General features: G+C 51.9%; 21 protein-coding genes. All 21 read right to left on the bottom strand.

Features of this window, described 5'->3' with window-relative positions; translation table 11 throughout:
* Positions 1 to 155 precede the first annotated feature (155 nt).
* The 21 genes from B1781_RS04800 to B1781_RS04720 all read right to left on the bottom strand — a co-directional run bounded on the left by B1781_RS04800 (position 156) and on the right by B1781_RS04720 (position 12,901).
* Positions 156 to 569, bottom strand: coding sequence for a GFA family protein (locus B1781_RS04800; RefSeq protein ID WP_078118573.1), 414 nt, complete (start codon positions 567 to 569; stop codon positions 156 to 158).
* A 167-nt stretch (positions 570 to 736) separates the two neighbouring features.
* Positions 737 to 1,198, bottom strand: a complete 462-nt coding sequence (locus B1781_RS04795; protein WP_078118536.1) for a DMP19 family protein — start codon at positions 1,196 to 1,198, stop codon at positions 737 to 739.
* A gap of 128 nt (positions 1,199 to 1,326) precedes the next feature.
* Positions 1,327 to 1,692, bottom strand: a complete 366-nt coding sequence (locus tag B1781_RS22845) for a hypothetical protein (RefSeq protein ID WP_125931918.1) — start codon at positions 1,690 to 1,692, stop codon at positions 1,327 to 1,329.
* Positions 1,693 to 1,824: 132 nt separating this feature from the next.
* Complete coding sequence (locus tag B1781_RS04790) at positions 1,825 to 2,241, bottom strand: hypothetical protein (protein ID WP_334223884.1); 417 nt, start codon at positions 2,239 to 2,241, stop codon at positions 1,825 to 1,827.
* A 160-nt stretch (positions 2,242 to 2,401) separates the two neighbouring features.
* Positions 2,402 to 2,848, bottom strand: coding sequence for a hypothetical protein (locus B1781_RS22840; protein WP_125931917.1), 447 nt, complete (start codon positions 2,846 to 2,848; stop codon positions 2,402 to 2,404).
* Positions 2,849 to 3,294: 446 nt separating this feature from the next.
* Positions 3,295 to 3,825 (bottom strand): hypothetical protein, encoded by a 531-nt coding sequence (locus tag B1781_RS04785; RefSeq protein ID WP_078118572.1) that lies wholly within the window; start codon positions 3,823 to 3,825, stop codon positions 3,295 to 3,297.
* Between the two features lie 127 nt (positions 3,826 to 3,952).
* A complete protein-coding gene (locus tag B1781_RS04780) occupies positions 3,953 to 4,405 on the bottom strand; it encodes a protein tyrosine phosphatase family protein (protein ID WP_078118571.1) in 453 nt (150 codons plus the stop codon).
* A 129-nt stretch (positions 4,406 to 4,534) separates the two neighbouring features.
* On the bottom strand, positions 4,535 to 5,035 hold the full coding sequence (locus tag B1781_RS22835) for a hypothetical protein (protein ID WP_125931916.1): 501 nt from the start codon (positions 5,033 to 5,035) through the stop codon (positions 4,535 to 4,537).
* A 13-nt stretch (positions 5,036 to 5,048) separates the two neighbouring features.
* Positions 5,049 to 5,648 carry a hypothetical protein gene (locus B1781_RS04775; protein WP_125931915.1) on the bottom strand — a complete coding sequence of 200 codons (600 nt, stop codon included), beginning with the start codon at positions 5,646 to 5,648 and terminating at the stop codon, positions 5,049 to 5,051.
* A gap of 153 nt (positions 5,649 to 5,801) precedes the next feature.
* The gene (locus tag B1781_RS04770) at positions 5,802 to 6,218 is read right to left on the bottom strand and encodes a DUF1493 family protein (protein WP_078118502.1); all 417 of its coding nucleotides are present in this window, start codon (positions 6,216 to 6,218) and stop codon (positions 5,802 to 5,804) included.
* A 578-nt stretch (positions 6,219 to 6,796) separates the two neighbouring features.
* Positions 6,797 to 7,204 (bottom strand): hypothetical protein, encoded by a 408-nt coding sequence (locus B1781_RS04765; RefSeq protein WP_078118569.1) that lies wholly within the window; start codon positions 7,202 to 7,204, stop codon positions 6,797 to 6,799.
* 29 nt (positions 7,205 to 7,233) lie between these two features.
* Positions 7,234 to 7,566, bottom strand: a complete 333-nt coding sequence (locus B1781_RS22830; protein WP_125931914.1) for a hypothetical protein — start codon at positions 7,564 to 7,566, stop codon at positions 7,234 to 7,236.
* Positions 7,567 to 7,837: 271 nt separating this feature from the next.
* A complete protein-coding gene (locus tag B1781_RS04760; RefSeq protein ID WP_078118568.1) occupies positions 7,838 to 8,227 on the bottom strand; it encodes a hypothetical protein in 390 nt (129 codons plus the stop codon).
* A 127-nt stretch (positions 8,228 to 8,354) separates the two neighbouring features.
* Entirely contained in the window at positions 8,355 to 8,735 is a 381-nt protein-coding gene (locus B1781_RS23575; protein ID WP_078118567.1) for a DUF805 domain-containing protein, read from the bottom strand.
* Between the two features lie 157 nt (positions 8,736 to 8,892).
* The gene (locus B1781_RS04750; RefSeq protein WP_078118566.1) at positions 8,893 to 9,327 is read right to left on the bottom strand and encodes a HEPN domain-containing protein; all 435 of its coding nucleotides are present in this window, start codon (positions 9,325 to 9,327) and stop codon (positions 8,893 to 8,895) included.
* Positions 9,328 to 9,460: 133 nt separating this feature from the next.
* Positions 9,461 to 9,826: a hypothetical protein gene (locus tag B1781_RS22825; RefSeq protein WP_125931913.1), complete on the bottom strand. Its 366-nt coding sequence runs from the start codon at positions 9,824 to 9,826 to the stop codon at positions 9,461 to 9,463.
* Between the two features lie 241 nt (positions 9,827 to 10,067).
* Positions 10,068 to 10,322: a YdeI/OmpD-associated family protein gene (locus B1781_RS04740; protein ID WP_078118564.1), complete on the bottom strand. Its 255-nt coding sequence runs from the start codon at positions 10,320 to 10,322 to the stop codon at positions 10,068 to 10,070.
* A 145-nt stretch (positions 10,323 to 10,467) separates the two neighbouring features.
* Positions 10,468 to 10,884 (bottom strand): hypothetical protein, encoded by a 417-nt coding sequence (locus tag B1781_RS04735; RefSeq protein WP_125931912.1) that lies wholly within the window; start codon positions 10,882 to 10,884, stop codon positions 10,468 to 10,470.
* Between the two features lie 146 nt (positions 10,885 to 11,030).
* Positions 11,031 to 11,387, bottom strand: a complete 357-nt coding sequence (locus tag B1781_RS04730; RefSeq protein WP_078118562.1) for a hypothetical protein — start codon at positions 11,385 to 11,387, stop codon at positions 11,031 to 11,033.
* Positions 11,388 to 11,531: 144 nt separating this feature from the next.
* Positions 11,532 to 12,200, bottom strand: a complete 669-nt coding sequence (locus B1781_RS04725) for a LysE family translocator (protein ID WP_164513251.1) — start codon at positions 12,198 to 12,200, stop codon at positions 11,532 to 11,534.
* A gap of 98 nt (positions 12,201 to 12,298) precedes the next feature.
* A complete protein-coding gene (locus tag B1781_RS04720) occupies positions 12,299 to 12,901 on the bottom strand; it encodes a hypothetical protein (protein WP_125931911.1) in 603 nt (200 codons plus the stop codon).
* Positions 12,902 to 13,206: the final 305 nt, after the last annotated feature.

Below are 13,206 nucleotides of genomic sequence, written 5' to 3'. Positions count from 1 at the left end.
TCTTCATGCTTCGTGCATCTAACGCCCAGGTAAGCGGCGTTTGGTACGGAGCGGGCGCTGCGCAATCATGGCGTAGCCATGCGCAAGCGCCCGCGGAGTACCAAACGTCCGAGTGAGCATAGCGAACGGCTTGACCGCCTTGTTAGCCCTTCGCTTCATTGTTCGACCGGCGGGAACTCTGGATAACGCGGCAATTCATCAGAGAACTCGGCCCATGACAGGTGCCTCGAGTACCAGTAATGCATAGACGGCTGTATCGATTCGGGTTTATCGAAACTGCCCACGGTGATATCAATCAGCCCGGGTAAGTATTCAGCCTCAAAACTGATTTGGGTACCGCATTCAGCACAGAACCCTCGTATTGCTTCTTCAGATGCCTCGTACTTCTTCAATTGCCCAGCCACGAACGCAACTTGCCCGGACTCGAACATTGCCCACGCTACAGCAGGCGCGGCATTGGCTTTACGGCAGGTTGAGCAATGGCAGATCGCTGCCATAATCGGCTCGCCTTCAATTACGTATCGCACTGCGCCGCACTGGCAACCACCCTCAATGTTTTGCTTTGGCATTTGGGTCTTCCTCTTCGGGGCTAACGCCCAGTTAAGCGGCGCTTTGCGCGGAGCGCCTGCTGCGCAACAATGCCGAAGGCATGCGCAGCAGGTGCGGAGTGCAAAGCGTCCGAGCGAGCTTAGCGAGCGGCTTGAACGCCTTGTTAGCGTTACCTCCGATCGCGAAGCTAATCCGCATAATTTTCTTCGAAGTATTTAACGACAACCGCTTCCGCGACCTCCGCGATAGCATAGAATTCTTTGTTTACCGCATCGAGCGCGACAGACCACTCCGGCTCAATACCCTGTTCGATTTCTTCCTCGCTCCAACATAGCAGTTGCGCAAGTTGTTCTTCGAATTCCTTGGACACCCCGTTCGAAAAGATGATTGACTCGGCTTTTTCTACGAGTTCTGCAATCTTGGGAGCACCATTTTCGCGAAACGCCCTTTTTGCAACCTCAATTTCTTCTCTCGACGCCAAATCGAAGTATGTATGAAAGCCACCTCGTAAGACCGCACCTCTCAATAGATTTAGGGCATAGAATGTTCTTTCGCGACAGGTAAGCGACTCTAAACCAGCCTTCTTCTCTTTCTGAGAAACCGCAAGCCAAGCATCCCAGAATGGATCAGATTCTTCGCTGGAATTCATGACGCTAACGCCCAGTTAAGCGGCGTTTGGTGCGGAGCGCCTTTTGCGCAAGTATGGCGGAGCCATGCGCAACAAGGCGCGGAGCACCAAACGTCCGAGCGAGCTTAGCGAGCGGCTTGAACGCCTTGTTAGCTGCCGTACCTTTCCCGCCATGTTCTTGGATAGTATTTCTTGAGTTGACACTTGAATTCTTCCCTCGCTTTCGCGTTTCCATCGTGCAATTCTTCGAAGAAGTACCGCAACCAGACGAATGGCCCGCGATAGGTTTCCCCTTCATGGGTTTCTGTTACCCAGAAGCTCGGTTCTTCGCCATCGTTCACATTGAAGCATGACGCTTCGTAAAGCACAGGATCGTTGCCATACGGTATCAATTCTGGATCAGTGAGGACCCTGTAGAAACCTGCTTCAATTGCCAATACTTCGTATTCTTTCCCGAGGGTTAAACGTATCCTTGATCCTTCTGAGTCATATTCCTTTGTTGGCGTGACAATCATTTCTGCAGCTAACGCCCAGTTAAGCGGCGCTCAGCATGGAGCACCGTTTGCGTGAAAATGGCGAAGCCACACGCAAGACGGTGCGGAGTGCTGAGCGTCCGAGCGAGCATAGCGAGCGGCTTGAACGACTTGTTATGCCTTCTTATCCCAACCAACGACATAGCCATTTTCTACCGTTACTCGCAACCCAAACCGATTGCCGCCCATGTGGTTGTATTTCCAGATTTCCTTAGTTTTTGTTTTGAGAACTTTTCGATCAACCTCCACAGGTTGACCAAGCGAATCGACCAACTGCCCCTCGGGCTGGCCTTGCCAGAAGTAACCTTCAAATATCTTCTGTACAAGCTTTTCATCATCATATTTTTCTCGCAGCGCGCTCAGACGCTTTTCCTTTTTACTCGACTGATACCAGAAATAGCCCCCGAACAAAGCTGCGACGACAAGAAGAGGAATGAACCACCCTACAGACTCGACCAGTTTCGCGGCAGCAACGAATGGCGCCGCAATTAACGCTAAGAAAAGAACTCCCTTACTTTCCGATTTGGTCATTCTTCCTCCGAGATTTTTTCTTATTGGGCATAACGCCCAGTTAAGCGGCGCTTTGCGCGGAGTGCCTGCTGCGCAACAATGCCGAAGGCATGCGCAGCAGGTGCGGAGTGCAAAGCGTCCGAGCGAGCATAGTGAGCGGCTTGAACGCCTTGTTATGCCATTATTTTTCCCAAATATTTTCATAAGGAAATTCGGCATGCCCCAGCTGCCTGAAGAATGAAGCAGACTTGCCGTTTGCTCCGACATACGTTCCAACCGCGTACAGGTTGGGCACGGCCAACGGAAACGAAGAATCAACAACTTTGAAGTGTTCAACGAATATTCGCTGCCCTTTGGGAATAGTTGCAACCGATGCCATTTCGAACAATTCGCAAGTTCTTGCCCGTTGTACTCCATCGATTTCGACATGCCGATTCAGCATTTGGTGCTTTGGGAAATCTGCGCCCAACACGGAAAGGTGTTTCGGCTTGCCTGCTTCACAAACAATGGCATCTTCCGTTAGCAAACTTACGCCGACAGCGTAGTATCCTACTTCTCGATCTGGCAGTACGGAGACCGTTGTACAACCGCTCAAAACAATTGCCAGAAAAATAAAACTACGTTTCATAAGGCATAACGCCCAGTTAAGCGGCGGCCAGTGCGGAGCGCCGTTTGCGCAACAATGGCGAAGCCATGCGCAACACGGCGCGGAGTACTGGGCGTCCGAGCGAGCATAGCGAGCGGCTTGAACGACTTGTTAGGTGCGCAACGGAGTACGTTGCCATGGGCGATGAAATGGCCTCTGCACTCATCAAATGGCACCCCTTCCAAGTTTGCACACTGCCTGTTTCTGGCGTTTCCTCGCACCGACCTTCACTCCATGATTTACTTGCGTACCGCGAACATGGCTTCGCGAACCCCCATTTGAATACGGCACCGATCTCATTCCGCTATCGAGCGGCGCGCTTCGATGAAGACTAGCACTGCACCAGAAATTCCGCCGCTGCGCTCGACCGAGAGTGCCGTAGTTTCCTCAACTGCCACGACTGCTAGAAACACAATCTTCTTCTGCACCTAACGCCAGGTTAAGCGGCATTCGGCATGGAGCGCTTGCTCGGGCAACATGGCGCAGCCATGCCCGAGCAAGCGCGGAGTGCCGAATGTCCGAGCGAGCATAGCGAGCGGCTTGAACGACTTGTTAGATGTGCTCCACAGGTTCTTTCTCCCTAGCCATAGCAATTGAGCCGTTATCATCAGCGGCACGATAACGACCAACGAATACCAGCCGCCATCGAAGAATAGAACTGCACCCGCCAGAACTGCGGCTGCTATACCGAATAATACGAACAGTAAGGTGGTTCTTGGGTAGCGATATGGTTCGCCATCTTCGTACGAAACCTCAACCGCCAGAATAAGAGCGCCAACAGTACCTAGCACTCCCAGTGGCACACCGAGGGCTATCGCCGTTTCGAACATTCCGGCAGTTCCCCCAAACACCATCGCGACTGTTCCCGGCCACACAACGAAACCCCATACCAAAAACATCAGTATCGGAAAGAATCCAATGACGACTTCAAAGATTATGTAAACGCGGTTCTTTATCATCTAACGCCCAGGTAAGCGGCATTCAGTACGGAGCGCTTGCTCGGGCAACAATGGCGAAGCCATGCCCGAGCAGGTGCGGAGTACTGAATGTCCGAGCGAGCCGCAGGCGAGCGACTTGACCGACTTGTTATAACCAAACATCTTTGGCTTCCAGCGCCATGAATTCTTGCCATACCTCATTGGGCTTCCATTCCTCCAGCACGACTTTTCTCGCTTCTTCTTCATCCACGCGCCGGACCAATCGAAAATATTGATACAGGAAAGCGGACACCCGGTAGTTCACGACACAGTGAACCCAACATTTTTTTGACTCGAATGCCTGCATAAGAGCGAAAAATGATCTCAGATGCTCGACGGTAGGCGCTTCGAACGGTACGGCGAGGTGTACGTATGCCATTTTTCTGGCCGTTACTATGTAGCCCTCCTCGGGTATCGCGTTTTCTGAGTTCGGCATCGCAAGATTGATGACCACTTCGAAACCTGCTGCAGCAATTTCTTTGAACTGCATTTCGTCGGGCTGGCCAGACGATGCCAATCGTTCCGATATCTCTCTGTAGTTTGTTATCTCTTCGAGACTCATTGGTTATAACGCCCAGTTAAGCGGCGGCCAGCGCGGAGCGCCGTTTGCGTGAAAATGGCGAAGCCACACGCAACACGGTGCGGAGTGCTGGGCGTCCGAGCGAGCATAGCGAGCGGCTTGAACGCCTTGTTAGGGCGATTTTTCGCATAGCGCAGACAGCCGATCAATCGACCGATACTCGCATGTGTATGTTGTAAGCAACACCAAACCTTCTGGGCTTTTCGCACTCTTCGATAGAAATACTCCAACCGAGAATGCAGACATATTTTTTGACTGAAACACAAATAATCGATTGGTGGACGATGAGCGTGCCGCAACCCGTAGCTGGCCATCTGACTCCTGCACGTGCTGGACATTAGTTAGCTGATGAACCGGGGGATCAATCTCACACGCAATATCATATAACTCGCTCTTCCCACCATTTTCGCTGAAGATCATAAATCGCTGATCTTCGCTTGAGTAAGGCTCGGAATCAGTCTCAGTGAACTGAGCATTTTCAAACTCAGCTGCTAAGCCCCCCCGATGACCTTTACACACCAATTTTTCCTCCCCAATCGCAGCAATTGGCAGTAGCAGTGCAATGACAAAAATCAGAAAGGCTCGAAGCAGAATTGTGTGATCAATTTTCATGCTCTATGTAGCCCTAACGCCCAGTTAAGCGGCGTTCAGCATGGAGCGCTTGCTCAGGCAATAATGGCGAAGCCGTGCCTGAGCGAGTGCGGAGTGCTGGACGTCCGAGTGAGCGCAGCGAACGGCTTGAACGACTTGTTATGCGTTTCGGCAGTTCCACGTTGAAAATGATGGTTTTGAAATGCTCGCCGTTCAAGAATATTTCGAACTGATATTCGCCGCTCGGATCGCCCTCCTCGAGTTGCAAGACCGAATGCATGTAACCAGGGAATTTCTGAGGCGTTCCGCTTAACGTGATTTTTCCATCGTTCACGATTCCGAAGGACGACGCATTGCCACTAATGTTCGCCGGCACATCGGTTGTGAGGGTTGAAAGTTCTTCGAATTCGCCCTCCGATGATCGTATTAGGTACCCAAACCCGAACGAAGGATCTTCACTTTTTGTGATGTACGGAATATCCAATGTTTGGCGGACTAGCTCGAATTTTTCGGGGCCGACCTTTTTCAAGATACCGTAGGCTATTTCGAAAGTAGGCCGATTTTGGTCCGCGGGCACCGACGTTCCGAGAATCATCAGCAGGACAATGGAGATGTTTCGGACTACAAAATTCATGCTACGCATAACGCCCAGTTAAGCGGCATTCGGCGTGGAGCACTTGCTCGGGGAACAATGCCGAAGGCATGCCCGAGTAAGTGCGGAGTGCCGAATGTCCGAGCGAGCATAGCGAGCGGCTTGAACGCCTTGTTATGCGCTTCGCCCACATTCTCAAAGACCTCGGGGGATAAACCATACTAGCGCCCCAACCCCGCAAAGGACGAAAATCGCGGATTGAATCATTCGCTGCCGCTTCAATTCTCTTTGAGACTTTACAAAATACTCTGGGTTACGCGGCGGCAGTTCCCAACGACCAGACCGAACAACTTTCAGTAGGTGGCCTACCGACACAGGATAGTAACCATACTCTGCATCTGAGCTTTTCCCGACCTCGGGCAAGAAATGTTTTTCCAGTTCAAACCCCGAAAAATCAACTTTGAACTCTTCTTCTAACGCCTCCACAAGTTCATCCGCATCATCTCCAGTAATGCCTAGATCTTCTTCGAGCAGCGCATTTTCAAATAGCTCTTCCTTCTGAGCACCTGCATATTCGAGTATGACTTGCTCAACGCTGGTTGTAGTGCTCATATCTTTTTACGCATAACGCCCAGTTAAGCGGCATTCAGCATGGAGCGCTTGCTCGGGCGAACATGGCGAAGCCATGCCCGAGCAAGTGCGGAGTGCTGAATGTCCGAGTGAGCGCAGCGAACGGCTTGAACGACTTGTTAGGTGCGCAACGGAGCGCGTTATCATGGGCGATGAAATGGCCTCTGCACTCTTCAAATAGCACCCGTTGCAATATCGCACACTGCCTGTTTCGGGCGTTTCCTCGCACTGACCTTCACTCCATGAGCAACTTGCGTACCGCGAATACGGCTTCGCGAACCCCCATTTGAATGCCGCACCGATCTCATTCCGCTATCGAGCGGCGCGCTTCGATGAAGACTAGCACTGCACCAGCAATTTCGCCGCCGCGCTCGGCCGAGAGCGCCGTAGTTTCCGCAACTGCCACGATTGCTAGAAACACAATTTTGTTCTGCACCTAACGCCCAGTTAAGCGGCGGCCAGTGCGGAGCGCCGTTTGCGTGAAAATGGCGAAGCCACACGCAACACGGTGCGGAGTGCTGGGCGTCCGAGCGAGCGTAGCGAGCGGCTTGAACGACTTGTTAGGGCTGCAACTTGTCGTACTTGTCGATAACGGGAGCAAGGCCGATACCAACAGCAACGCCCGCCATAAGCGATCCAATGTTGTATGGCCAATTTGTATAGCCAAATACTTCGATAGCCAAACCCGCCAACCCAAACAAAAACACCATTCCCAGTACGAAGTAAGACAACCAACCAAACACCGGGTGAGGATCTAGAAACCGCCGCCCTCTACCCTTTATCACCTCCCAAAACAGCAAGCCACTGAATGCTACGATGTAGCCAAACGAATAACCGGATACGAATTCGTAGACGACTTTCCAGCCTTGCGCCTCAATTAATTCAATCGCTGAAAGCAGAAACATCCACAACAGGAAACCGAAAATTGCGAGGGCTAGCTGCCAAACTGGTATTTCTTCGTTTTCCATCGTTTTCCCTTTCTTGCCCTAACGCCCAGTTAAGCGGCGGCCAGCGCGGAGCGCCGTTTGCGTGAAAATGGCGAAGCCACACGCAACACGGTGCGGAGTGCTGGGCGTCCGAGCGAGCATAGCGAGCGGCTTGAACGCCTTGTTATGCGTTCCGCGATATTGGCGAAAACATACCCCAAATGCCAACCAGCAAACCGCCTAAAAAAAACGATTGCGAATTGGGGTACGAGGAATGCCAAATCAATCGCTGCTCCAAAATCTTCAATCTCGGAATCTTCACCATTTCTATATTCGGTGCATTCCGGATCGCTTTTTCCTTCTTCAGCGCAGTAAGCTGCCCATTCCGCATCTGGACCCAACATTTCCCCTACTGCGTAGGACGCTGCGGTGACTATTAGAGCAACAACAAACGCTCGAAATATTGAATTCAATAGCCCTAGTAGCATCGACTACCCCAAACAACGAATAGGCCAAGTATTGAGCATCGGTGCTCTTTCAACTTTTTTCGCATAACGCCCAGTTAAGCGGCGTTTGGTGCGGAGCGGGCGCTGCGCGACAATGGCGAAGCCATGCGCAAGTGCCCGCGGAGTACCAAACGTCCGAGCGAGCATAGCGAGCGGCTTGAACGCCTTGTTAGGCATTAGGTAGCAAGCCTATGAAATTCGCCATATAGATAACCCAGAGTACGACCACCGTGCCCCCGAAAATCACGGGTAGCTGGATGGGTTTCTTACCATGTTTTTTCCTGCTTATCACAGCAAATGCGACTGCAATAGATGCGAGTATTACGGCTGCTCCAAAAACAAGCGGTACCCGACCATCTTCGGTAACCATACCTCGCGGCGCAGACAGAAATACACCCTCTACCTCGCCGCTTTTGCTCAGTGCCGACGTAACCTTAGATACCATCTGAGAATACTGATCATCGTGACGCAAGTACTGCTGGTGATAGTAAAAGCCCGAAAGAAACGCAAGGATGGCGAATGCGAGAAACGCAACGCTGAGGTTTTCAATTAGCTTCATCTTTTTTGCCTAACGCCAGGTTAAGCGGCATTCAGCATGGAGCGCATGCTCGGGGAACAATGCCGAAGGCATGCCCGAGCAGGTGCGGAGTGCTGAATGTCCGAGCGAGCATAGCGAGCGGCTTGAACTACTTGTTAGGCGCATACCCTTCTCCGGAACCTGGTGCACCAAACCGATTACCGCTCCCCGGGCCTCGTAAGACGAAACCTTGGATCACCAACCACAATATTCCGGCCACTGGAATTATGCTTGAAAGGAGCGCAAGCCCAGAATAATTCCGGTCGTGTAGCCGTTTGACCCAGATATTGATGTTCGCGAAGAACAACGGAACCAGTACTAATGCTGCTAAGGCCACCATTTTTACCGGCGGCTTTCCTTCATAGACGACTATTGCGGACCAGATTGCTCCAAACCACAACGGCAAGAAAACCGATTGGAATGCCGCAAACGATCTTCTTGATATTCGACCATGGTTCGTCCACAGATACTCGAGCCAACTCCTTTTCATGCTTTTCCTTTTGCTCGCCTAACGCCCAGTTAAGCGGCGGCCAGTGCGCAGCACCGTTTGCGCAACTATGGCGAAGCCATGCGCAATAAGGTGCGGAGTGCTGGGCGTCCGAGCGAGCTTAGCGAGCGGCTTGAACGCCTTGTTAGGCGCACCGCGCTCATGCTTGCCGAGCCATGCCCAAGTTGTAGACAGAATCGCATAATGCCCGAGCGAAATAGACAACCTCCGAACCATAGCTTCGAGGAGCATTGGTTTCATAGGGATAGCGAAGATCTACGAATAGCCTCGAAAATTTTTGTAGCCCTTCCATCAATGACATACCTGCAGATTCCTGGTCGAAGTACTTGCCGAGGTGCTGGCGATCTTCATTGCTCAATTTCTTGAATAGATCCAAGTGCGGGTGACCATGCTCCGTTTCTGCTACCCACGGGCCTTCTCGTTTTGCGAGAAATGCTTTAAGGAGCACTTCGATTGCAAGAGCCGACATAACCACCGCGGATTGGAGTCTATTGTAATCGAGCAGAATCTCTGCGGATTCCACGTAATCCTTCGCAGCACTCCATACAGCAACATTCGGAGATTGTTCGGTCATCTTTTTCGCCTAACGCCCAGTTAAGCGGCGTTTGGTGCGGAGCGCCTTTTGCGCAAGTATGGCGGAGCCATGCGCAACAAGGCGCGGAGTACCAAACGTCCGAGCGAGCTTAGCGAGCGGCTTGAACGCCTTGTTAGCTGCCGTACCTTTCCCGCCATGTTCTTGGATAGTATTTCTTGAGTTGACACTTGAATTCTTCCCTCGCTTTCGCGTTTCCATCGTGCAATTCTTCGAAGAAGTACCGCAACCAGACGAATGGCCCGCGATAGGTTTCCCCTTCATCGGTTTCTGTTACCCAGAAGCTCGGTTCTTCGCCATCGTTCACATTGAAGCATGACGCTTCGTAAAGCACAGGATCGTTGCCATACGGAATCGATTCGGGATCAGTGAGGACCCTGTAGCAACCTGCTTCAATTGCCAATACTTCGTATTCTTTCCCGCGGGTTAAACGTATCCTTGATCCTTCTGAGTCATATTCCTTTGTTGGCGTGACAATCATTTCTGCAGCTAACGCCCAGGTAAGCGGCGTTCAGCATGGAGCGGCTGATCGGGCAAACATGGCGAAGCCATGCCCGAGCAGGCGCGGAGTGCTGAACGTCCGAGCGAGCTTGCGAGCGGCTTGACCGCCTTGTTAGGCGCGGCCTTGCCCCCATAAGCCGCAAACCACTGCCGCACCGAGGCAACCACATGAACTCCAAACAGCACACGCCTTTTCGCGACTGGATGCCGAACCGTGCAACTCATTGCTTAGCTGATGCTGGATGAGACATTTTCATGTAAACGCCACCTTTATCGAGTTCCTCGAGCATTTGCTGTAATCGCCTATTTTTTGTTTCTTGTTTTTTTGCTTGATTGATCCAGCCCAGGTAATCGTTTTGTTGATACTCGGGACGCGAACGATAATCGGCGAGCAGATTGGCACTACGCAATGCCTCTTCAACAAACGCCGGCATTGGCTGGCGATCCCTTTTCAGCTTAGACCCGGTGTTGCCCATTCCCTCGATCCCTTCTTGCGCCTAACGCCCAGTTAAGCGGCGTTTGGTGCGGAGCGGGCGCTGCGCAACAATGGCGAAGCCATGCGCAAGCGCCTGCGGAGTACCAAACGTCCGAGCGAGCATAGCGAGCGGTTTGAACGCCTTGTTAGGTGTTTTTGCCTGTTTTGCCATTACGAAACCACCACGCAACGCCGACAAACACCAAGGTTACTGCGATACCTGCAGGTACATAGCTTGAGTGAAAATCGACAATCTCACTGCCCAGATAATCGAGAAACTCCGGATCGCCCGACTGCGCGAATATGACAAATATTGTTCCACCGATCACTGCAGCCAAAACGGGGAACCCGATCGGAAGTTTGATTGGAATGTTTGCCAGTAGAACAAAAAAGAACGATATACACCCCAAAAACCGGTCTTGGTTACGAACAACCTTCAAATAGTTTTCATCTACTAGGAACGTTCGCGGCAATTGCCCAAGCGGCCCGAACGGCGCCGCAGTAAGCAACACGAGAATCGATACAGCCACTAGACCTGTCGTTTTTCCGATTATTTTGGCCATACCCCTTCTACACCTAACGCCAGGTTAAGCGGCACCTAGCGCGGAGCGCCTGCTGCGCAATAATGCCGAAGGCATGCGCAAGCAGGTGCGGAGTGCTAGGTGTCCGAGCGAGCGTAGCGAGCGGCTTGAACGCCTTGTTAGCTGTGTTACGCGAAATATACATAAGCAACAAGCCCAGCAAGCCACGGAACCAGCCACAACGCCAGAAACCCTAGAAATAACACAACGCCTTCGATGCCACGTGTAGTGACCAAATACCAAGGAAAGGCGACCGGCCACAGCACATACGCCACGAACCCAAATTCAAATGGTTTATGGAACTGCCTTTGTTTGGAATCGGCGTAAGACCACATGATGCTCAGCAAAACATAGACAATGCCCCAGAGCGACTGAGTTCCGGCAGATACGACCTCCCCTCGAAGATTCGCCCAGATCTCCAGCACCCCCATGCCCGCCGACGATGCCAAGAGCCCGTAGATAATCAAGACCTGTGGTTGGTTCATTTCTCTTATTGCAGCTAACGCCGTGTTAAGGGGCGGCTGGTGCGCAGCAGCTTTTGCGCAATAATGGCGAAGCCATGCGCAACAAGCTGCGGAGTGCCAGACGTCCCAGCGAGCATAGCGAGCGGCTTGAACGCATTGTTAGCTCTACTTGCTCTCTAGTGCCAAACGCACACCAAGCCCCACCAGAATTACCCCTGATACCCGGGACAGCCAAGCTTGTACATTCTGCTGCTGCGCCCACCTTTTGCCCTGAGAAATAACCAAGACCAAGCTGCCGAGCCAAATGAGGCTGAGCAAATTATGGATACACGCCAACAGCAGAGACTTTGCCAACACCGGATCACCTGGAGAGATGAACTGGGGCAAGAACGCTACATAAAAAATGGCCACCTTCGGATTTAGGACGTTGGTTATCAGCCCTTCTTTGAAAGCACCACGGATCGCCAACCGCCCTCCGACATTTTGTGAAGCTTGCGTTCGCCCGGAAGAGCGCAAAGCCTGGATGCCGAGCCAAACCAAATAAAGCGCACCGAGCAATTTTATCGAGTGGAACAGCGCCTCTGACTGTGCAACAACCACAGATATTCCCAGCGCCGAAATTACAGCATGGATGAGAGTTCCCGCCAAAACCCCGAATGTTGTTGCCCAACCCGCACCGCTACCTGAGCGGATACCATTCTTCATTACAAGCATGGTGTCAGCGCCTGGCGTGACGGCCAAGACCACGGCGACGAGCGTAAATGCAATAACTTGTGAATCGAACAATGCGATTTCCTTATTTGAGCTAACGCCCAGGTAAGCGGCGTTCAGCATGGAGCGCCTGATCGCGCAAAAATGGCGAAGCCATGCGCGAGCAGGCGCGGAGTGCTGAACGTCCGAGTGAGCCGCAGGCGAGCGGCTTGACCGCCTTGTTAGGGCTTCTTTGCCGCTGATTTTGCATAGCATGCACCAACGTAGGCTTGAACATATTCTTCTACCAACGGACGCAATCTCTGGTAAGCATCGCCCAACCCTTTCAGTTTTTTCCCCTCTTTCCAGCTAGAGAATGCGCGGGAGAGTGATTTAGACACCTTGCCTTCGTGCTTGATCGAATTGTTGAGAAGACGAAGCTCATCAAAAGCGGCGAACGCATGAAGCTTTTTCAATTTAAACGGAAGGAGCTTTATCTGATCATCGATACTGGAGAGTTTCTTAGGATCAATCTTTGGAAAATGCTTCTTCGCTACCCTTTTTGTATGCAACTCCACTTGCTTGTACAACGCAACGATTGCCAACTCATCGGATAGGTGCTGCACCTCTCGTGCGAAAGCCCATCTGTCTTCCAGGTGTGATCGATACATTTGTGCATCAAAATCATGATCTGGTGCTGCATGCTTCAGCGATTCTTCTTCCTTCTCAATTGATCTCTCTTGTCGGCGAAGCATTATCGACACAAGATCTCTAAACTCATCCAGTTCTTCCGTTTCGAATCGTTTATCCCAGTTTTCCATGACCTTTGCCATCGGTAGAGACATTGGCATTCTCCTTTATTGCCCTAACGCCATGGTAAGCGGCATTCGGCATGGAGCGCTTGCTCGGGCGAAAATGGCGAAGCCAAGCCCGAGCAAGTGCGGAGTGCCGAATGTCCGAGTGAGCGTAGCGAACGGCTTGACCGACTTGTTAGATGACTTGCCATTCGCACCAGCTTTGATAAACAAATGGCCGATACGCTGCGTGCTGTACAAACGCCACCGCAACCCGAAGACAGCACAAAATGGAAATGGCGATGTGCAATGATTTGCACAGACGTTCCTACTGGCACAGCGAAACAACCTCCCTA

The sequence above is a fragment of the Thiosocius teredinicola genome, from assembly GCF_002009425.1.
Lineage (GTDB): Bacteria > Pseudomonadota > Gammaproteobacteria > Chromatiales > Chromatiaceae > Thiosocius > Thiosocius teredinicola.
This window is presented reverse-complemented; position numbering and strand designations above follow the sequence as displayed.